This window comes from Streptomyces sp. TOM-9 (genome assembly GCF_056858595.1).
This window is the reverse complement of sequence record NZ_JBXEQB010000001.1, coordinates 7050824-7071141: the sequence shown is the minus strand read 5'-3', so window position 1 is coordinate 7071141 and position 20318 is coordinate 7050824. Positions and strand designations below refer to the sequence as shown.

Here is a 20318-nt window from a genome sequence, read left to right as displayed (position 1 = left end):
GCATGGTGCCCATGCGCTTCGACGTGTGGGCACCGGACGCCGGTGAGGTGGAGGTACGGGTCGACGGCCGGGCTCACGACATGGAGCGCGACCCCGGACGCCAGGGCTGGTGGTACGCGGACGTGCCCGCCGGGCACGGCACCCGCTACGCCTTCGCGCTGGACGGGGGCCCGCCGCGGCCCGACCCCCGCTCCCGGCGGCAGCCGGACGGGCCGGAGGGCCCGAGCGCGGTCGTCGACCACGACCGCTTCGCCTGGGCCCACGAGTGGGCGGGCCGCCCGCTGCCCGGCGCGGTCCTCTACGAGCTGCACGTCGGCACCTTCACCACCGCCGGCACCTTCGACGCGGCGGTCGAACACCTGCCGTACCTGGCCGGGTTGGGGATCACCCACATCGAGTTGATGCCGCTCTGCCCGTTCCCCGGCACGCACGGCTGGGGGTACGAGGGCGTGTCGCTGTGGGCCGTGCACGAGCCCTACGGCGGCCCCGACGGGCTCAAGCGCTTCGTGGACGCCGCGCACGGCCACGGGCTCGGGGTGGTGCTGGACGTCGTCCACAACCACCTCGGCCCGTCGGGCAACCACCTGCCCGCCTTCGGCCCGTACTTCACCGACCGCCACCACACCCCGTGGGGCGACGCCGTCAACCTCGACGCCCCCGGCTCCGACGAGGTGCGCGACTTCCTGGTCGGCAGCGCGCTGTCCTGGCTGCGCGACTACCGCCTCGACGGGCTGCGGCTCGACGCCGTCCACGCCCTGGTCGACACCCGCGCGGTGCACCTGCTCGAGGAGCTCTCCACCGCCGTCGACGCCCTGTCGGCCGCGGCCGGCCGCCCGCTCTTCCTGATCGCCGAGTCCGACCGCAACGACCCGCGCACCACCGACCCGCGCGAGGCCGGCGGCCTGGGTGTGCACGCCCAGTGGAACGACGACTTCCACCACGCCCTGCACACCGCCGTCACCGGCGAGGCCCAGGCGTACTACGCGGACTTCGCCGTCTCCCCGGTGACCGCCGTGGCCAAGGCACTGCGCCGGGTCTTCTTCCACGACGGCACCCACTCGAGCTTCCGCGGCCGTGCCCACGGCCGCCCCGTCGACCTGACGACCACCCCGGGCCACCGTTTCCTCGCCTACACCCAGACCCACGACCAGATCGGCAACCGCGCCACCGGTGACCGCCTCGGCGCGAGCGTCCCTGCGGGGCTGCTCGCCGCGGCCGCCGCGCTCGTCCTCACCTCCCCGTACACGCCGATGCTCTTCATGGGCGAGGAGTGGGGCGCCCGCACGCCCTGGCAGTTCTTCACCGACCACGACGACCCCGAGCTCGCCGCCGCCATCACCCGGGGCCGCCGCCGCGAGTTCGCCGAGCACGGCTGGAAGGCCGAGGACATCCCCGACCCCCAGGACCCGGCGACCCGGCTGCGCTCCTGCCTGGACTGGTCGGAACCCGCCCGGGAGCCGCACGCGGAACTGCTGGCCTGGTACCGGCGGCTCATCGCGCTGCGCCACGCCGAGCCCGAGCTGACCGACCCGGCCCTGGACGCCGTCCACGTCACCGTGGGCGGGCACACCCTGCGGCTGGACCGCGGACGCTTCCGGATCGCCGTCAACTTCTCCCCCGAGGAGGCGCTGGTCCCCCTCCACCACCCCGGCCGCGCCGACCCGCCCGGCTACGTCCCGGTCGCCGCCTGGCGTCCCGGACCACCGCCCGCCGACACCGGCTGCCTCCACCTGCCCGGCCACTCGGTCGCGGTGCTCCGTGAGCGCTGATTACCCTGATCGGGTGACGACCGACGACGAGCCCCGCGCGATCTGCGTCCACTGCGGCGACCCGACCGAGTACCCCGACTCGCAGCCGGGCGCGACCCTCTGCCCGGTCTGCGCCTGGCACGAGGCCCAGCGCACGGCCTGCAGCGGCTGAGCCCTGCGGCCCGGTGGGGTCAGTCCTCCAGCAGCAGCTTGCGGGCGACCCCGACGTCGAAGGACGCGGGCGGGCACACCGGGTCTATCAGGTCCAGGTGCTCCATCAGCAGCCGCCCGACGGCCCAGTTCCGGTACCACTTGCGGTCGGCGGGGACGACGTACCAGGGCGCGGCCTCCGTGGAGCAGCGGCCGAGCACGTCCTCGTACGCCTCCTGGTAGGAGGGCCACATCGCCCGGTCCTCCAGGTCGCCGGGGTCGAACTTCCAGTGCTTGCAGGGGTTGTCCAGCCGGTCCAGCAGGCGGGTGCGCTGCTCGTCGCGGCTGATGTGCAGGAAGACCTTGACGACGCTGACGCCGTCGTCGGCGAGCGAGGCCTCGAAGGAGTTGATGGTCTCGCAGCGCTCCTCCCACACCGAGCGGGGCGCCCGGCCCCTGACCCGCGGCACGAGGACGTCCTCGTAGTGGGAGCGGTCGAAGACCCCTATCCGCCCGCGACCGGGCAGGGCCCGCTCGACGCGCCACAGGAAGTGGTGGGCCTGTTCCTCGGCCGTCGGGGCCTTGAAGGCGGTGATGCGGCACCCCGCGGGGTCGAGCAGGCTCGCGAGGTGCCGCACCGCGCCGCCCTTGCCCGAGGTGTCCACGCCCTGGAGCACGACGAGGACCGAACGCGGGTCGCCCGCCGTGCTCTGCGCGAAGAGCCGCTCCTGCAGCGCCGTGATCCGGTCCCGCGCGTACGGCACGCACGCCAGCGCCTCGGCCTTGCCCGCCGGGCCGCCCGGCGTGGCGCGCGGGTCGTACGACCGCAGCCGTACGGGGCCGCCGCCCGACGGGACCCGCAGCTTCGCGCGCAGCCCGGGCCTGGTTCCGGATGCGGTGTCCGGGCTCCTCTTCGTCACCGCGCCTCCCTCCGGGGGACCCTCCCCGCTCCCCGCGGGCTCCGGTCCGGTGATCCGATGGTGCGCCGGATCCCCCGGCGCCGCCAACGCGGCCGGGGGCCACGGGTGTCACGGCCCGGGCGCCGCGCGCACCGCCGAGAGCGGGGCTCAGGCGTCCGGGGTGGCGAGCCGCTCGGCGTCGCGGGCGAGGGCGGTGAGGCGGGAGATGGCCCGGAAGTACTTCTTGCGGTAGCCGCCGGCGAGCATCTCCTCGCTGAAGATGCCGTCGAAGGGCCGGCCGGAGGCCATGACGGGGACCTCGCGGTCGTAGAGCCGGTCGGCCAGGACGACCAGGCGCAGCGCGGTGGCCTGGTCCTCCACGGGGTGGACGCCGCGCAGGAAGACCGCCTCGACGCCGTCGCAGAGCGCGCCGTAGCGGCTGGGGTGGACCCGGGCGAGGTGGGCGAGGAGGGCGCCGAAGTCGTCCAGGGAGGCGCCCGGGGTGCGGCCCGCGGCAGCGGTGACCTGCTCGTCGGCGTACGGCGCGGGGGCCTGCGGGAGGCCGCGGTGGCGGTAGTCCTCGCCGTCGATGCGCAGCGACCGGAAGCGGGCGGACAGGCCCTGGATCTCGCGCATGAAGTCGGCGGCCGCGAACCGGCCCTCGCCGAGCTTGCCGGGCAGGGTGTTGGAGGTCGCGGCCAGCTTCACCCCGGCGTCGGCCAGCTTGCCCAGCAGGGTCGAGACGAGCACGGTGTCGCCGGGGTCGTCGAGTTCGAACTCGTCGATGCAGACCACCCGGTGCCCGCTGAGCGCCTGCACGGCCTGCTGGAAGCCGAGGGCGCCGACGAGGTTGGTCAGCTCCACGAAGGTGCCGAAGGCCTTCTGCTCGCGCGGCGCGGGCGTGGCGTGCCAGAGCGAGGCGAGCAGGTGGGTCTTGCCCACGCCGTAGCCGCCGTCGAGGTAGACCCCGCCGGGGCCGGCCGGGGCGGCGGGTGCGACCTGACGCCGGAACCAGCGCTTGCGCCCGCCGTCGGCGGGGGCGCCCAGCCCCTGCGCGAAGGCCCGCAGCGTGCCGACGGCCTCGGCCTGGCTCGGCTGCTTCGGATCCGGGAGGTAGGTGTCGAACCGTACGGAGTCGAAGCGCGGCGGCGGCACCATCTCGGCCACCAGCCGGTCCGCCGGGACGTGCGGCTCGCGTCCGCTCAGCGAGACGGGCGGCGTCCCGCCGGGTATCGGGCTGGATTCTTGCGCGGCGGCGAAGGACGAGGACACAGCACTCCAGCCTAGTGCCTCGCCGGTGGTCCCCCCGCCGCCGTGTGGCCGACCCCACTGCGTGGGGGGCGTGGAAGACTGCAGCCATGCGCCGCCTCTTCCCCGCCGCCGCGACCGCTGCCGCAGCGGCACCCGCCGAGACCCTGGACACGCCGGAGGCGCTGGCCGACGCCTACGCGTACCCGGAACCGTCGGGCGGGGCGCCCTGGCTGCGGGCGAACATGGTGTCGTCGCTGGACGGCGCGGCCCGGCACGACGGGCGCTCCCAGCCGCTGTCCTCGGACGCCGACATGCGGGTGTTCGGGGTGCTGCGGGCCCTGGCCGACGTGGTGGTCGTCGGCGCGGAGACGGTGCGGCAGGAAGGCTACCGCCCGGCCCGCGCCCGGGAGGCCTTCGCGGACCGCAGGGCCGCGGCGGGACAGGGCCCGGCCGCCGCGATCGCCGTGGTGAGCGCCCGGCTCGACCTGGACTTCTCGCTGCCCCTGTTCACCGAGCCGCTGGTGCCGACCCTCCTGCTGACCGGCGAGGACGCCCCGGCCGACCGGGTCGCGGCGGCCGGGAAGGCGGGGGCACGGGTCGTCCGGGCCGGCTCGGGCACGGGCGTGGAGCCGGCGCGCGTGGTGCGCGAGCTGGCCGCGCTGGGGCTGCGCCGGATGCTGACCGAGGGCGGGCCGCGGCTGCTCGCCCAGTTCGCCGCGGCCGGGGTGGTCGACGAGCTGTGCCTGACGATCGCCCCGCTGCTGACCGCCGGTGACGCCATGCGCATCATGAACGGACCCGGCATCACCGACCCCGTCCGCTACACCCCGGTGTCGATCCTGGAGGAGGACGGCTTCCTGTTCACCCGCTACGTACGCGGCTGACCGGCCCCCCGGTGCGACCGGGACCGGCCACCGGCCGCCCGCGCCACCGGCCTCACCCGGATGGCGCCGATCGCCCGCCCCGCACTCGTCCGCGTGCCAGGCCCGGGAACGGATGTCCCCGCGTGCCCCGCGCCCGGACGGGGCAGGATGGTTTCCGTGGCGGGCCCGACGGCCCGCGAGAGAGAAGGACGCGTCCGTGTTCACGACCGTACTCATGATCGAGCAGCCGCTCGTCCCCGCCGATGTGGAACTGGTCACCACGCTCCACGGTGACGAGCCCGTCTCCTTCGTCGTCCTGATGCAGCCACGCGGCGACCAGGACCGGCTGCTGCGGGCCATCGACGACGTCGCCCTCGGCGAACTCGACAAGGCCGTCCACGAGCGCGAGCGCCCGGAGGGCGACAAGGCCCTGATGCCCGCCGAGCGCGCGCTGAGCCACAGCCTGACCGCCCTGCGCGAGGCGGGCTGCGAGGCGGTGGGCGAGGTGGTCGAGCGGCACCCCATCGAGCTGATGAAGTCGGTGGTCGAGCAGACCCACGCCGACGAGGTGATCGTGCTGACCGCCCCGCACCTGGTGGAGGAGTTCTTCCACCGCGACTGGACCTCCCGGGCCCGGCACAAGGTCGGCGTGCCGGTGCTGAAGCTGTTCGCCCACAACGCGGAGGACTGAGCGGACGCCGTGTCCCCGACTGGTGGAAGAATCGGGGACGGCCGACGACCGACCTCGTGAGTTCCAGGGAGCACCTCGCATGAGCCCCACCCTTCCCCCCGGTATGGACCGACCGCACTTCATCGGGATCGGCGGGGCCGGGATGTCGGGCATCGCGAAGATCCTGACCCAACGCGGCGCCGCCGTCGCGGGCAGCGACGCGAAGGACTCCGACACGGCCGGGGCGCTGCGCGCGCTGGGCGCGACCGTCCACATCGGTCACTCGGCCGCGCACCTCGCGCAGGACGCGACCTGCGTGGTCGTCTCCAGCGCCATCCGTGAGGACAACCCGGAGCTGGTGGCGGCCCGCGGGCGCGGCATCCCGGTGGTGCACCGCTCGGACGCGCTGGCGGCGCTGATGGGGGGCTCGCGCCCGATCGCGGTGGCCGGTACGCACGGCAAGACGACCACCACCTCCATGCTCGCGGTGAGCCTGTCCGCGCTGGGCCTGGACCCGTCGTACGCCATCGGCGGCGACCTGGACGCCCCGGGCTCCAACGCCCACCACGGCACCGGCGAGATCTTCGTGGCGGAGGCGGACGAAAGCGACCGCAGCTTCCAGAAGTACGACCCCGAGGTGGCGATCGTGCTCAACGTGGAGCTCGACCACCACGCGAACTACGCGTCGATGGACGAGATCCACGAGTCGTTCGAGGTCTTCGTCGGCAAGATCGTCCCCGGTGGCACCCTGGTCGTCGGCGAGCACTCCGGCGCGCGGGAGCTGGCCGCCCGGGTGGCGGGCCGCGAGGGGCTGACCATCGTGCGCGTCGGCGAGGACGAGCAGGCCGACGTGCGGATCCTGCGGATCACCCCGCACGGGATGTCCAGCGAGGTCACCGTCCGCCTGGACGGCGAGGAGCACACCTTCACCGTCTCCGTGCCCGGCCGCCACTACGCCCACAACGCGGTCGCCGCCCTGGCCGCGGGCGTCGCGCTGGGCGTCCCGGCGGAGGGCCTGGCCAAGGCGCTCGGCACCTACACCGGGGTGAAGCGCCGGCTGCAGCTGAAGGGCACCGCCGCGGGCGTCCAGGTCATCGACTCCTACGCGCACCACCCGACCGAGATGACCGCGGACCTGCAGGCCCTGCGCGAGGCGGCGGACGACCGGCGCATCCTCGTGGTCTTCCAGCCGCACCTGTTCAGCCGCACCCAGGAGCTGGGCCGCGAGATGGGCCAGGCGCTCGCGCTCGCCGACGCCTCCGTGGTGCTGGACATCTACCCGGCCCGCGAGGACCCGATCCCCGGCATCACCAGCGACCTGATCATCGCCGCGGCCGTCGCGGCGGGCGCCGACGTCACCGCGGAACACGACAAGGAAGCGGTCCCCGAGGTCGTCGCCGGAATGGCCAAGCCCGGTGACCTTGTTCTCACCATGGGCGCGGGCGACGTGACCGATCTCGGTCCGCGCATCCTCGCGCGCCTGGAGAACTGAGGAGAGGGAGGACCATGGCGTACGAAGTCGACAAGTCCGAGGAGCAGTGGCGTCAGGAGCTGACGCCGCAGGAGTACGCGGTCCTGCGCCAGGCGGGCACGGAGCGTCCCTTCGTGGGTGAGTACACCGACACCAAGACCCGCGGCGTCTACTCGTGCCGCGCCTGCGGCGCCGAACTGTTCACCTCGGACACCAAGTTCGAGTCGCACTGCGGCTGGCCGTCCTTCTACGACCCGAAGGACAGCAAGGCCGTCGAGCTGATCGAGGACCGCTCGATGGGCATGGTCCGCACCGAGGTCCGCTGCACCCGCTGCGGCTCGCACCTGGGCCACGTCTTCGAGGGCGAGGGCTACGACACCCCGACGGACCAGCGGTACTGCATCAACTCGATCTCGCTGCGGCTGGCCCCCGTGGAGGACTGATCACGAAATCCGACGGCTAGGCCCCTCGCGTGGGGCGGACGCGCCACGCGGGGCGCGTCCGTCGACTCCCCGCCCACCGGGTGGCAACGTGGCCCGGCATGGAACACCACGTACGGGCCAGGTTGCTGCTGGCCAGCGCCACCATGCTCTTCGTCGAACTGGCGCTGATCCGGTGGGCGGGCGCGAACGTCGTCCATCTGAGCTACTTCTCCAACTTCATCCTGCTCGGCTCGTTCCTGGGGATCGGGCTGGGCTTCCTGATCGCGGCGGAAAGCGGCCGGTGGCTCAAGCGGTGGGCGCCGCTGCCGCTGGCCGTGCTCGTGGTGCTGGTGCGGGAGTTCCCGGTCCAGGTGCGGCAGAGCAGCGGCGACGTCATCTACTTCACGGCGGTGAAGACCACCGGGCTGCCGCAGTGGGTGACGCTGCCGGTGCTCTTCCTGCTGGTGGCGTTCGCGATGATGGCGATCGGCAAGATCACCGCCGATCTGTTCCGGCAACTGCCGTCGCTGGAGGCGTACCGGTGGGACCTGCTCGGCTCGCTGACCGGTTCCGTGGCCTTCGCGGGGGTGTCCTGGCTGCGCGCGCCCTCGCTGGTGTGGGGGCTGATCGCCGCTGCGGCGCTGCTGGTCCTCGGGGGCCGGCGCAACACGCTGCGGTACGCGCTGCCGCTGGCGGCGATGGTCCTGGCGTTGCTCTTCGAGTCGCTGGCGCCGGGGGTGTCCTGGTCGCCGTACTACAAGATCGAGCTGACCCGCCCGGAGCCGGGCACCAGTTCCCGGACGTACAAGATCGCCGCCAACGGCGTGCCGCACCAGAGCATCGCGCCGCTGAAGGTGCTGCAGCAGCCCAACTCGCCGTACGAGCAGGCCTACCGGGAGACCCCGGACAATCCGCACCGCAAGGTGCTGGTGATCGGCGCGGGCAACGGCAACGACGTCGCCGTCGCGCTGGCCAACGGCGCGCAGTACGTGGACGCCGTCGAGATCGACCCGCGGCTGCAGGAGATCGGGGCGCAGCTGCACCCCGCGCGGCCGTACGAGAACCCGCGGGTGCACGTCCACATCAACGACGGGCGGGCCTTCCTGGAGCGGACGAAGACGAAGTACGACCTCGTCGTGCTGGCGCTGCCCGACTCGCTGACGCTGGTGTCGGGCGCGAGCAACCTGCGGCTGGAGAGCTACCTCTTCACCAAGCAGGCCTTCGAGTCGGCACGTGACCACCTCGCCCCCGGCGGCGCGTTCGCGATGTACAACTACTACCGGCAGAACTGGCTGATCGACCGCTTCGCCGGCAGCCTGGACCAGGTCTTCGGGCACGCTCCGTGCATGACGGAGTACAGCAAGCGCGCCGCGGTCCTCGTGGCCGGGCTGACGCCGGCCGACCAGACCTGCGGGACGGTCTGGCGGGCCGGCGGGGCGGTGCCGCCGCCCGCGGACGACGACCACCCCTTCCCCTACCTCCTGCACCGCACGGTGCCGAGCCTCTACCTCGGGGCCCTCGGCCTGATCCTGCTGGTCACCGTGATCTCGGTGCGGCTGGCCGGGGTGCGGCTGCGCGGGACGCTGCGCTACGCCGACATGTTCCTGATGGGCGCGGCCTTCCTGCTGCTGGAGACGAAGAACGTCATCGGCTTCGCCCTGTACTTCGGCACCACCTGGCTGGTGAACGCGCTGGTCTTCATCGGGGTGCTGCTGGCGGTGCTGGCCGCCGTCGAAGTGCGGCGGCGCATGCGCCGGCTCAACCAGACGGCACTGCAGATCCTGCTCTTCGTCACGCTCGCCGTCGGCTGGCTGGTCCCGGCGCAGTCCGTGCTGTCGCTGCCCTTCGCGGCACGGCTGGCGGCGGCCGTCGCGCTCGCCTTCGCGCCGATCTTCTGCGCCAACCTGATCTTCTCCGACCGCCTCGCCCAGGCACCGGACCCGACCGCCGCCTTCGGCGCCAACCTCCTGGGCGCGCTGACCGGCGGCACCCTGGAGTACCTGGCGCTGCTCACCGGCTACCGCGCGCTGCTGATCCTGGTGGCCGTGCTGTACGCCGGGGCCTGCGTCGCGATGCGGCTGTCCGGCGGCGGTGGCCCCGCCGGCGGCGACGGCGCGGGGCAGGGCCGGCAGGACGCCACGGCGCACGGAAACCGGCTGGTGCGCGAGGGTCCCGCTGCAGCACCATGACGGGATGCTGAGCGTCCTGCTGCCCTTCCTCGGTGCCTGCACCCTGATCGCCGCGGCCCCCGGGCCGAGCACCGTGCTGATCATCAGGCACTCCCTGCGCAGCCGCCGGGCCGGCTTCGCGACCGTCCTCGGCAACGAGACCGGTGTGTTCGTCTGGGGGCTGTGCGCCGCCTTCGGCCTCACCGCGCTCCTCGCGGCCTCACAGCTCGCCTACGACGTCGTGCGGATCGTCGGCGCCGCCGTCCTGATCTGGTTCGGCGTCCAGGCGTTGCGTGCCGCCCGCCGCGGCCCCGACCCCGAGCGGGCCGCGGCGGGTGAGGACGTGACGGTGACGCCGTGGGCGGCCTACCGCGCCGGGCTCGGCATGAACCTGGCCAATCCCAAGGCGGCGGTCTTCGCGATGTCGTTCCTGCCGCAGTTCGTGCCCACCGGCGCGCCCCAGCTCCCCACGATGGTGGGGCTCGCGGCGCTCTGGGCGGTCTACGAGGTCGGCTACTACGGGGCGTACGTCTGGTTCGTCGACCGCCTGAGGGCGGTGTTCAGCCGCGCCGCGGTGCGGCGCCGCCTGGAGGCGGTGTCCGGCGGCGTGCTGGTCGCGCTGGGCGTCCGGATGGCCCTGGAGGGCTGAGCGGCCGCGCCCCTGCCCCTCACCCGCGGCGTGCGCTGAGGGTCGCCGCGAGCAGGCCGGCGCCCGCGGCGGCGAGCGCCGCGAACAGGAGGGGCACCAGCGGGAACGGGACCGCGCCGGTACGGGAACCGGTGACGAGCCCGGTGACCGCCGCGTTGGCGGGCGATCCGGCGGCGACGAGGACCAGGACCGCGGTGAGGGCGGTGACGGGCACCGCCCATCCGGGGCGGAGCAGCACCGGGGGGTTGGTGAGGGCGCCGACGGCGGTGCCGAGCAGCGCGGTCACCAGGGCGGCCAGGAGACCGGCCACGGCCGCCGGGACCACCGGGATGGCCTTCAGGTGGTCCGTGGTGTGGGGGTCGGCAATGCCGAGCACCACGGCGGTGCCCGCGGTGCCCAGCACCACCGAGCACAGCAGCGCCGCCAGGACGCCCGCCGTGTGGGCGCGCCCCGGCCCGGTGGCGGCCGCCACGCAGGCGCGGGCGGCCGGCGGCTCGGCCGTCACGCTGACCCGCACCAGCCAGGCCGCGGCCGGCAGCAGCGCGGCGGCGCTCCAGCCGAGCGAGTCCAGCAGCGGCTGCGGCCCCCCGGCCAGCCCGATCCCCATGACGGTGACGTGGAGCAGGAGCGGCGGCAGCCAGCGGAAGGACCGCAGGAGCAGGGTGGTCCGGTAGCGCAGCAGTGCGGTCATGAGGACTCCGTGGGCGGCTCCGCGGGCGGCTCCGCGGGGTGGACCGCGCGGATGTGCCAGGGCGGCGTGGCGGTGAGCAGCCGCCGCAGGACGGCGTCGGACCCCGCGGCCGGGACGGTCACCCGGAGCGTGCCGGGCGCGGCGGGCTCGTACGCGAGCCCGGCCGGCGGCTCCCCGGTACCGGTGGCCTCGATGACGACGCGCGGCCCGGCGGCGGCGTCCAGGGGCACCGGCACGAGCCGGGCGTCCTCGACGCGGTGGACCTCCGTGGTGTCGCCGGCCAGCCGGCCCGGGTCGTGGTCGACGAAGACGACCGTGCCGCCGGCGGCGCTGCGGGCGCGCACGGCGTCGTCCAGGACGGTGCGCGCGTCCCGGTCGAGCCCCGTCCACGCCTCGTCGAGGACGAGGAGGTCCGGCTCGGCCACCAGCGCCTGGGCCACCGCGACCTTCTGGCAGGTGCCCTTGGACAGCTCGGCGAGCGGGGTCCGGGCGGACCCGGCGATGCCGAAGCACTCCAGCCACTGCTCGGCCCGCCGGGCGGCGGTGCGGCTGCCGAGCCCGTGCACCCGCCCCAGGTGCACGAGGTAGCCGTGCGCGTCGAAGGGCAGTGCCGGCGGGAACCGCTCGGGCACGTACGCGGTGCGCGGGCGCCCGCTGACCCGGCCCGTGGTGGGGCGGTCGATGCCTGCGAGGATCCGCAGGACCGTGGACTTGCCGCTGCCGTTCGCCCCCTCGACGCGCAGCACCCGTCCCCCGGGCACGTCGAGGTCGACGCCGCGCAGCACCCAGGGCCCGCGCGCCCCGTACCGGCGGCCGACCGCCTCCAGCCGCACGTCAGTTGGACGGCTGGTGGGGCTGGGACTCGCTCGGCCGGACGACGACGAAGCCCTCCCCCTGCAGCATCAGCTGCACCGCCTCGCCGGAGCCGCCGCGCAGCATCGAGCCGAAGCTCTGCGAGCGGTGCAGGGAGGTCTGCAGCTGGGCGCTCCAGCCGACGACCGCGTCGGTGTCGACGTACACCGGGGCCTGCGGGGTGACCGGGATGACGATCGGGTTGCCCTCGCACATCACGCCGAGGCGGCCGTGCCCGGTGAAGACGCTGTTGAACAGGCCGCCGCCGGCCATGCCCGCGCCCTTCACGACCTTTATCTCGTAGGAGAGGGTCGAGTCGAAGACCAGCACGTTGCGGCCGTTGATGGTGAGGCTGTCGCCGGGGTCGAGGTCGATGACGAAGCAGTTGGCCGCCTCGTGGGCGAACCAGGCCTCGCCCTGGCCGCGCACCGACATCAGCGGCAGGCCCTCACCGGTGAAGGCGCGCTTGAGGAACTTGCCGACGCCCTGCCCCTTCACCTCGAACTGCAGGTTTCCGCGGAAGGCGATCATCGAGCCCTGGCGCGCCAGGCACTCGCCGTTCACCGCGTACTTGATCGACTTGGCGTTCTGGAGGGTCATGCCGGGCTCGGTGGCCGGCTGCGCCGTGTTCTCGGTCGCGAAGAGGTCGCTGTGCACCCCGGCATCCTGGCCCGGAGGGATCGGCTCCGACAAGCTCCTGCGGGGCGGGTGGCAGACTGTCGAGGTGACAACCGATCCTCGCGACGCCGCTCCCCAGTTCGTCCTCCCCCTGGTCGTCCGCATCGAGCGGACCGCCCCGCCGGCGCGGACCGACGCGCTGGAGACGGCCGCCCGTGCCGTGCTCCTGCTGCGCTCCGACGAGCGCGCCACCGCCGCGGACGGGGAGTGGGCCGGGGCGGTACGGGGCTGGGAGGACGCCCGCATCCGCAAGGTCGTACGGCGGGCGCGCGGCGCCGAATGGCAGCGGGCCGAGGCGCTGCCCGGCATCACGGTCACCGGCAAGTCCGCCGAGGTCCGCGTCTTCCCGCCGGTGCCGCTGGACGGCTGGCCCAAGGACCTGGCGCGGCTGCAGGTGTCCGGGACGGAACTGGAGGACCCGGAGCCGCCCGCCGGGCCGGAGACCGGGACGCCGGTGCTCTGGCTCAACCCCGGGGTGCAGATGTCGGCCGGCAAGGCCATGGCGCAGGCCGGGCACGGCGCCCAGCTCGCCTGGCTCGCCCTGCCCCCGGCCGAGCGCGCGCAGTGGCGCGAGGCCGGTTTCCCGCTGGCCGTGCGCACGGCGCCGCAGGCCGGCTGGGAGGCGCTCACCGCCTCCGGGCTGCCCGTGGTGCGGGACGCCGGGTTCACCGAGATCGCCCCGGGGTCGTGCACCGTCGTGGCGGACCACCCGGCGCTGCGCCGCTGAGGCCCAAGCTCAAATCAAGCTCTGAAACCCGCCCCCGCGGGGTTCACCCGCCCTGCGCGGGGCCAGAACCCCGGCAGGAGGAAGGGGGGCGCATGGAGCACTCGTATCTGGGCACGGGCATCGGCTGGCGGCCGGAGATCGCGGCGGCGGTCGAGGCGCTGGCGGAGGCCGGCCGTGTCGACTGGGTCGAGGCGGTCGCCGAGAACGTCTGCCCGGGTCATCTCCCCGACTCCCTGCTGCGGCTGCGCGAGCGCGGTGTCACGGTCGTCCCGCACGGTGTCTCGCTCGGCCTCGGGGGCGCCGAGCGGCCCGGCGCGGAACGGCTGGCCGCGCTCGCGCAGCGCGCGCAGGTGCTGGGCGCCCCGCTGGTCACCGAGCACATCGCCTTCGTGCGCGGCGGCGGGGAGCTGACGGGCTCGGCGCACCTGGAGGCGGGGCACCTGCTGCCCGTGCCGCGGACCCGGGACGCGCTGGGCGTCCTGTGCGAGAACGTGCGCATCGCGCAGGACGCGCTGCCCGTGCCGCTCGCGCTGGAGAACATCGCGGCGCTGGTGGCCTGGCCGGACGAGGAGATGAGCGAGGGGGCCTTCCTCGCCGAGCTCGTCGAGCGGACCGGGGTACGCCTGCTGATCGACGTCGCCAACCTGCACACCAACCACGTCAACCGCGGCGAGGACCCCCTCGCCGCACTCGACGCGCTGCCGGTGCACGCCATCGCCTACGTCCACGTGGCGGGCGGTGTCGAGAAGGACGGCGTATGGCACGACAGCCACGCGCACCCCGTCCCCGAGGCCGTCCTGGACGTGCTGGCGGCGCTGTACGAGCGGGCCTGCCCGCCCGGCGTGCTGCTGGAGCGCGACGACGACTTCCCCGGCGGCGGCGAACTGGCCCGCGAACTGGCCGCGATACGCCGCGTGGTGGACGCGGGCACGGGCGGGCGGACGGACGTGCCGCCGGCCGTGCCCGCCGGGGTCGCCGCGGCGCCCGGGGCGGCCCGTCAGCGCCTCGCGCTGCGCCAGACCGCGCTGTTGTCGGCGCTCGTGGCCGGGACTCCGGTGCCGGAGGGCTTCGACCGGACCCGGATCGGTGTGCAGAGCCGCGCGCTGGCCGCCAAACGCGCCGGCATCGTCGCCAAGGTGGCGCCGGAGCTGCCGGAGATCCTGGGGGCCGCGTACCGGCCGCAGTTCCTGCGCTACGCCGCGCGGCGGCCGCTCGACGGGGGCTACCGCCGCGACGCCATGGCCTTCGCGGCGTACGTCCTCGACGGGGACGACCCGCACGACCCCGCGGTCACCAGGCGGCTGGCCGCGTGGTGGCGCGAACGCTCGGGCCCGGCACCGCTCCCGGCCTGGCGGCAGCGTCTGCGCGGAAGGGTTTTCCCGGCGCCGCGACAGCCCTCACACCTATTCATACGTATGCGGGACACGCTCCGTTCAAAGCTGCCATAATCTTTTTCCAAGGGCCTCCGACCTGCGACGGGAATGGCGACGGGGCCCATCGGGCGCGAAAAGGCAACAACGTACCAAGGACCGGGTCCGGATTCCTGGAATTCGCGAATACGTGACTGTTCCTCGCCTTGGACGCTTCAAACGCACTAACGTGCGGTCCCATGCGATCCACCCGTTACGCCACCGGACTCAGCCTCGTGGTCGGGGCTCTCGTGGTCACCCTCGCCGCGCTGGCCTACCCCGTCATGTCCGGGCTGAACAGCCCCGCCGTGACCGCGGCCGGCGCCCAGACCGTGTCCACGCAGTACGGTCCGCTCACCCAGCTGGACCGCACCTTCGTCACCAAGGTCCGGCTGGCCGGCCTGTGGGAGTTCCCCGCCGGGCAGATGGCCCTGCAGAAGGGGACGACGCCCGCGGTCAAGCGCGCGGGGCAGCACCTGATCGACGGGCACACGAACCTCGATTCGACGTGCCGCACGATCGCGCCCCAATTGGGCATCACCCTGCCCAACCAGCCCACAGCACAGCAAATGGGCTTCCTGGCCACCTTCTCCGCCGCGAACGGCCAGGATTTTGACCAGAAATTCGCCAATATCGTGAGGCTTGCCCACGGCCAGGTGTTCTCGGTCATCGCCCAGGTACGCGCCACCACACGCAATTCGCTGGTACGGGAACTGGCCGACCAGGCGAACGCGACGGTGCTCGACCACATCACCGTCCTGGAGAAGACCGGACTGGTCAACTTCGACCAGATCGCCGTGGACACGACCGCCAGCCCCACCAACCCCGGTGCGGCCGTCCCGGTCTCCCCTGCTCCCGGTGAGCCGACCTTCATCGTCACCCCGTCCCCGACGTACTCACTTCCCCCAGCGGCTTCGTCCCCCCAGCCGTCGCAGTAGAAATGAGCGATCCGATGCCCACACGACAACACATGAACCACCGGCGCAGGTTGAGCACCAAGCAACTCGTGCTGATAGCCGTGCTGGCACTGCTCGGCTCCGGCGGCACCTTCGCCCTGGTCACCGGTTCGGCCTCGGCCCACTGGCGGTCCAACTCCGGTCACTCGGGCGGCTGGCAGAGCCCCAGCCCGGGGAACAGCACCAAGGCGGACAACGGGGGCCAGAACAACGGCGGGCAGAACAACGGCGGCCAGAACGGCTCCGCGGCCCCGTCCGTGTCCGCCTCGGCCTCCGCGTCCGCGCCCGCCGGCGGCGGCTCGCAGACCAACGGCCCCTCCCCCGAGGACTTCGCCGACATCCGCTCGGTCCAGCCCAACGTCCAGCGGGCGGCGAACCAGCGGGGCGCCTCGCGCGGCACGTTCACGGCGCGCTGCGGCCGCAACGAGAACAAGCACCACAACCCCGACAACTTCATCGTGGCCCCCGGCGTCGCCAACGGCGCGCACCACGTCCACGACTACGTCGGCAACCTGAGCACCGACGGCTTCTCGACCAACGAGTCCCTGGCCGCGGCCGGCACCACCTGCGCCCGCGGGGACAAGTCGGCGTACTTCTGGCCGGTGCTGCGCACCCGCTCCGCCAACGACGCGCCGGACGCCGACGGCAACACCGGCACCATCCTGCAGGCCACCTCGGTGCAGCTGCTCTTCGGGGGCAACCCGAGGGCCAAGGTGGTGGCGATGCCGTCCACGCTGCGGATCATCATGGGTGACGCCAAGTCCTTCACCAACGGCGTCGCCAACGCCAAGGCGTCGTGGAGCTGCACCGGCTTCGAGAACCGCCAGCTCACCGACAAGTACCCGCTGTGCCCGCAGGGCAGCCGGGTGGTCCGCACGCTGAACTTCCCCAGCTGCTGGGACGGGACCAACGTCGACAGCGCCAACCACCGCACGCACATCGTCTTCCCCGACGGTGCCGGGCAGTGCCAGGCCGGCTTCAAGGCCGTGCCCCAGCTGAAGATGCGGCTCACCTACAAGGTCCCGCAGGGCCCGAACTACGCGCTCGACAGCTTCCCCGAGCAGCTGCACAAGCCGGTCACGGACCACGCGGACTTCGCCAACTTCATGCCGGCGCGCCTGATGAACCAGGTCGTCAGCTGCATCAACGGCAACCGCAACTGCGGCTGACCCGGTAGCCCGCGCCGCCCCCGATTCGGGAAACCGCGGGCGGACCCCCACGGGGGTCGGCTACAACTCCCCCATGTGGATGCTCTTCCTCCTCGTGGCCTGGGCCGCGGCGATCGCCTCCTGCACACGCCTGTGCAGGGCGGCGGTCGCCGCGGCCGATCTGCCTGACGGGACCGCCGCACCGGCCGCCGACCACGCGCTCGGGCTCTACGAGATGGCCTTCCTGTCCGGCGGACCGCGCCGGGTCACCGAACTGGCGATGGTCACGATGGGGCGCGAACGGCGTCTGCTGCTCGCCAGGACCGGCTGGGCGACCGTCGTCGACCCGGACGGCCGGGACGCCATCGAGCGCTCCCTGATCGCCGCCACCGGCCCCGAGGGTCAGGCCCCCGTCCCCGCGATACGCGCGGCGCACGCGACCTCCGACGGGGTCCGCGCCTTGGCCCAGGGCCTCGCCGACGCGGGGCTCGCGGTGCCTCCCGCGGCCCGGGAGTCGATCTCCACCGGCATCCGCGAGGTCCGCGCGGCCTCCGCCCTCATCCTGGCCATGCTGGCCGCCGCGACGACCCTCAGCCCCGCCGGCCGGTCCCTGCTGCCGTGGTTCGCGCTCCCGCTGCTGGTCACCCTGGGCTGCCTGGCCATCGCGCGCTTCGAGATCCACCCCTACACCCACTGGGCCGCCCCCGCGGGCCGCGAGCTGCTGCGCGCCGTCGACGTCCCCGACGGCCCGGCCCCCGACGACCGCCGGCAGTTCCTCACCGCCGTCGCCGTCCGGGGCCCCTCCGCCCTCCCCGACCCCGCCCTCCGCGCCGCCCTGAGCTGACGCACCACGCGGGGCCGGGCCTCAGGCCGGACCCGCCACCAGATCCGCCACCGACTTACGACGGCCCGTGGCCCCTCCCCCACAGCCGCCCTCGCACCGCTCGGCCCCAAGGGGCCTCCCGGGCTTCGACCGGCCCGCCGGACTCCGCCCGGCACCCGCCACCTCGGAAAGCCCCCGCGCGGAGCCGGACCTCAGGCCAGACCCGCCACCAGATCCGCCACCGACTTACGACGGCCCGTGGCCCCTCCCCCACAGCCGCCCTCGCACCGCTCGGCCCCAAGGGGCCTCCCGGGCTTCGACCGGCCCGCCGGACTCCGCCCGGCACCCGCCACCTCGGAAAGCCCCCGCGCGGAGCCGGACCTCAGGCCAGACCCGCCACCAGATCCGCCACCGACTTACGACGGCCCGTGGCCCCTCCCCCACAGCCGCCCTCGCACCGCTCGGCCCCAAGGGGCCTCCCGGGCTTCGACCGGCCCGCCGGACTCCGCCCGGCACCCGCCACCCCGGAAAGCCCCCGCGCGGAGCCGGACCTCAGGCCAGACCCGCCACCAGATCCGCCACCGACTTACGACGGCCCGTGTAGAACGGCACCTCCTCGCGGACGTGCATACGTGCCTCCGAGGCCCGCAGATGACGCATCAGGTCCACGATGCGGTGCAGCTCGTCCGCCTCGAAGGCCAGGATCCACTCGTAGTCGCCCAGCGAGAACGACGCCACCGTGTTCGCCCGCACGTCCGGGTAGCCCCGCGCCATCTTGCCGTGGTCGGCCAGCATGCGGCGGCGGTCCTCGTCGGGGAGGAGGTACCAGTCGTAGGAGCGGACGAAGGGGTAGACGGAGACGTAGTCGCGGGCCGTCTCGTCGGCGAGGAAGGCGGGGATGTGGCTCTTGTTGAACTCCGCCGGGCGGTGCAGGGCCATGTTCGACCAGACGGGCTCCAGCAGGCGCCCCAGCATGGTGCGGCGGAAGCGGTTGTACGCGTCCTGGAGGGCGTCGGCGGTCTCGGAGTGCCACCAGATCATGACGTCCGCGTCGGCGCGCAGCCCGGACAGGTCGTACGTGCCGCGGACCGTGACGTCCTTCTCGGCGAGCTGCTCGAAGAGCTCCTCCACCTCCTCCGCGTAGCGGGTGCGGTCGTCGGGCAGGACGTCGCGCAGCCGGAACACCGACCAGAGGGTGTAGCGGATGACCTCGTTGAGGTCCTTGGCCTTCTTGCCGGCGTTGGGGGCCTTGGCGGGGGCGGCGGATGCAGTGGAGTCGGTCATGGGGCTATTGTCCCGCGTCCGGTTCCGCCGCCCGCCGCAGGGTGCCCAGGACCTGCGTGGCCGCGCCGCGCGCGCTCGCGACGCAGGCCGGGATGCCGACGCCCTCGTAGAGGGCGCCGCACACCTCGAGGCCGGGCAGTTTCGCGACGTGCTCGCGCAGCCTCGCGACCCGGGCCAGGTGGCCGACCGGGTACTGCGGCAGGCCGCCGTCCCAGCGGGTGACCCGGGCCGCGACGGGGGCCGCGGTGAGCCCGACGGCCTCGCCGAGGTCCTCGCGGGAGAGGCGGACGAGGTCGGTGTCGTCCCACGCCAGGTCGGCCTCCTGGCCGTGCCGGCCGATCGAGGTGCGCAGGACGTAGACGTCCGGGTCGGCGGCGCCGCTCCAGTGCCACTTCTGGGCGGAGAACGTGGACGCCTTGATGGTGCGCCCGTCCACCGGCGGGACGAGGAAGCCGCTGCCGGGCAGCGCGTGGGTGATCTCGCGGCGCCGGAAGGCCATGGTGACCAGGGCGACACTGGCGTACTCCACCGTCGAGAGCTCGGCGGCGGCGCCCGGTGACTCGGCGGCCAGCAGCTTGGCGGCGGCCGGGGCCGGCACGGCGAGCACGACCGCGTCCGCGGACAGCGTCTCGCGGGTGCCGTCGTGGTCGAAGGCGACCTCCCAGCCGCCCGGGGTGCGGCGCAGCGTCCGCACCGGGGCGTCGGTCTCGATGCGGGCACCGGCGGCCCGGCAGGCCGCGGCGACGGCGACGGGGAGCCGCCCGACGCCTCCGCGGATACCGGCGAAGACGGGGCCGTCCTGCCGCGCGGCTGCGGCCTTGCGCTGGCTCTCGCGGACGGCCTCGATCAGCGAGCGGCCGCCGCGCGCGCCCTCGTACAGCTGCGGGATGGCGGCGCGCAGCGAGATCTCGTACGCGTTGCCCGCGTACACCCCGCCGAGCAGCGGTTCGACGAGCCGGTCGACGACCTCGTGGCCCAGCCGGGCGGCGACGTAGGCGCCCACCGCCACGTCCTCGCCCACCTTGGTGCGGGGCAGGACGTGGTCGAGCGGTAGCCGCGCGAGGCCGGCCGCCGAGAGCACCCCGGACGCGGCGAGTGCGCCGAGGTCGCCGGGGACGCCCATGACGCCGCCCTTGGGCATGGGGCGTAGCCGGCCGCGCGTCCACAGGCCCGCGTTCGTCGTGGCGGGCGCCTCCAGGTCGTCGCCGAGGCCGACGGCGCGGGCCAGGTCGACCGCCTCGGGACGGCGCGCCAGGATGGACTCGGCGCCCAGGTCGACCGGGACGCCCGCGATCTCGTCCGCGTACAGCTTCCCGCCCAGGCGCCCGGAGGACTCCAGCACGGTCACCCGTGCCACGCCGTCCTCCAGCAGGAAATGCGCCGCGGCGAGTCCGGAGACCCCGCCGCCCACGACCACCACATGCCCGGCCCGGGGCTGCGTATTGCTCATGGCTCCACT

Annotated in this window: 20 protein-coding genes; 13 read left to right on the top strand and 7 right to left on the bottom strand. The window is 74.0% G+C overall.

From position 1 onward, the window contains the following. The first annotated feature begins 11 nt into the window (after positions 1-11). A complete protein-coding gene (gene treZ / locus AC1VWI_RS32800) occupies positions 12-1769 on the top strand; it encodes a malto-oligosyltrehalose trehalohydrolase (RefSeq protein ID WP_499514615.1) in 1758 nt (585 codons plus the stop codon). A 13-nt stretch (positions 1770-1782) separates the two neighbouring features. Beyond that, the gene (locus AC1VWI_RS32795) at positions 1783-1920 is read left to right on the top strand and encodes a hypothetical protein (RefSeq protein WP_431967014.1); all 138 of its coding nucleotides are present in this window, start codon (positions 1783-1785) and stop codon (positions 1918-1920) included. A gap of 19 nt (positions 1921-1939) precedes the next feature. Here the strand turns inward: AC1VWI_RS32795 and AC1VWI_RS32790 are convergent, their stop codons facing one another. Both AC1VWI_RS32790 and zapE read right to left on the bottom strand, forming a co-directional pair. Next, positions 1940-2818 carry a PPK2 family polyphosphate kinase gene (locus AC1VWI_RS32790; RefSeq protein WP_499514614.1) on the bottom strand — a complete coding sequence of 293 codons (879 nt, stop codon included), beginning with the start codon at positions 2816-2818 and terminating at the stop codon, positions 1940-1942. Between the two features lie 147 nt (positions 2819-2965). After that, on the bottom strand, positions 2966-4069 hold the full coding sequence (gene zapE, locus AC1VWI_RS32785; protein ID WP_499514613.1) for a cell division protein ZapE: 1104 nt from the start codon (positions 4067-4069) through the stop codon (positions 2966-2968). A gap of 86 nt (positions 4070-4155) precedes the next feature. Between zapE and AC1VWI_RS32780 the strand changes: the two genes are divergently transcribed. From AC1VWI_RS32780 to AC1VWI_RS32755, 6 genes are all read left to right on the top strand, one after another. Next, positions 4156-4932: a pyrimidine reductase family protein gene (locus tag AC1VWI_RS32780; protein WP_499514612.1), complete on the top strand. Its 777-nt coding sequence runs from the start codon at positions 4156-4158 to the stop codon at positions 4930-4932. 196 nt (positions 4933-5128) lie between these two features. Further along, positions 5129-5602 carry an indole-3-glycerol phosphate synthase gene (locus tag AC1VWI_RS32775; protein WP_499514611.1) on the top strand — a complete coding sequence of 158 codons (474 nt, stop codon included), beginning with the start codon at positions 5129-5131 and terminating at the stop codon, positions 5600-5602. A 79-nt stretch (positions 5603-5681) separates the two neighbouring features. Continuing rightward, positions 5682-7073, top strand: coding sequence for a UDP-N-acetylmuramate--L-alanine ligase (gene murC / locus AC1VWI_RS32770; RefSeq protein WP_499514610.1), 1392 nt, complete (start codon positions 5682-5684; stop codon positions 7071-7073). 14 nt (positions 7074-7087) lie between these two features. Further along, a complete protein-coding gene (msrB, locus tag AC1VWI_RS32765) occupies positions 7088-7495 on the top strand; it encodes a peptide-methionine (R)-S-oxide reductase MsrB (RefSeq protein WP_499514609.1) in 408 nt (135 codons plus the stop codon). Positions 7496-7593: 98 nt separating this feature from the next. Then, positions 7594-9663 (top strand): spermidine synthase, encoded by a 2070-nt coding sequence (locus tag AC1VWI_RS32760; RefSeq protein ID WP_499514608.1) that lies wholly within the window; start codon positions 7594-7596, stop codon positions 9661-9663. Between the two features lie 4 nt (positions 9664-9667). Continuing rightward, positions 9668-10291, top strand: coding sequence for a LysE family translocator (locus AC1VWI_RS32755; protein WP_499514607.1), 624 nt, complete (start codon positions 9668-9670; stop codon positions 10289-10291). 19 nt (positions 10292-10310) lie between these two features. Here the strand turns inward: AC1VWI_RS32755 and AC1VWI_RS32750 are convergent, their stop codons facing one another. From AC1VWI_RS32750 to AC1VWI_RS32740, 3 genes are read right to left on the bottom strand one after another with little or no spacing between them, the layout of a single operon-like run. Then, complete coding sequence (locus AC1VWI_RS32750; protein WP_499514606.1) at positions 10311-10982, bottom strand: ABC transporter; 672 nt, start codon at positions 10980-10982, stop codon at positions 10311-10313. Then, positions 10979-11815: an ABC transporter ATP-binding protein gene (locus AC1VWI_RS32745; protein WP_499514605.1), complete on the bottom strand. Its 837-nt coding sequence runs from the start codon at positions 11813-11815 to the stop codon at positions 10979-10981. The genes AC1VWI_RS32750 and AC1VWI_RS32745 overlap by 4 nt, the downstream gene beginning before the upstream one ends. Position 11816: 1 nt before the next feature. Further along, positions 11817-12491: an AIM24 family protein gene (locus AC1VWI_RS32740; protein ID WP_499514604.1), complete on the bottom strand. Its 675-nt coding sequence runs from the start codon at positions 12489-12491 to the stop codon at positions 11817-11819. Between AC1VWI_RS32740 and AC1VWI_RS32735 the strand changes: the two genes are divergently transcribed. The 5 genes from AC1VWI_RS32735 to AC1VWI_RS32715 all read left to right on the top strand — a co-directional run bounded on the left by AC1VWI_RS32735 (position 12433) and on the right by AC1VWI_RS32715 (position 17596). Further along, positions 12433-13239, top strand: coding sequence for an aminoacyl-tRNA hydrolase (locus AC1VWI_RS32735; RefSeq protein WP_499514603.1), 807 nt, complete (start codon positions 12433-12435; stop codon positions 13237-13239). The genes AC1VWI_RS32740 and AC1VWI_RS32735 overlap by 59 nt on opposite strands. Before the next feature lie 92 nt (positions 13240-13331). Beyond that, complete coding sequence (locus AC1VWI_RS32730; protein WP_499514602.1) at positions 13332-14687, top strand: MbnB/TglH/ChrH family RiPP precursor modification enzyme; 1356 nt, start codon at positions 13332-13334, stop codon at positions 14685-14687. 161 nt (positions 14688-14848) lie between these two features. Then, the gene (locus tag AC1VWI_RS32725; protein WP_499514601.1) at positions 14849-15586 is read left to right on the top strand and encodes a DUF4142 domain-containing protein; all 738 of its coding nucleotides are present in this window, start codon (positions 14849-14851) and stop codon (positions 15584-15586) included. A gap of 14 nt (positions 15587-15600) precedes the next feature. Then, on the top strand, positions 15601-16773 hold the full coding sequence (locus tag AC1VWI_RS32720) for a DUF1996 domain-containing protein (protein WP_499514600.1): 1173 nt from the start codon (positions 15601-15603) through the stop codon (positions 16771-16773). A gap of 73 nt (positions 16774-16846) precedes the next feature. Beyond that, complete coding sequence (locus AC1VWI_RS32715; protein ID WP_499514599.1) at positions 16847-17596, top strand: TIGR04222 domain-containing membrane protein; 750 nt, start codon at positions 16847-16849, stop codon at positions 17594-17596. 531 nt (positions 17597-18127) lie between these two features. Here AC1VWI_RS32715 and hemQ read toward each other — a convergent pair. Continuing rightward, on the bottom strand, positions 18128-18859 hold the full coding sequence (gene hemQ / locus AC1VWI_RS32710; RefSeq protein WP_499514598.1) for a hydrogen peroxide-dependent heme synthase: 732 nt from the start codon (positions 18857-18859) through the stop codon (positions 18128-18130). A gap of 4 nt (positions 18860-18863) precedes the next feature. Then, on the bottom strand, positions 18864-20309 hold the full coding sequence (hemG, locus tag AC1VWI_RS32705) for a protoporphyrinogen oxidase (RefSeq protein ID WP_499514597.1): 1446 nt from the start codon (positions 20307-20309) through the stop codon (positions 18864-18866). Positions 20310-20318 lie beyond the last annotated feature (9 nt).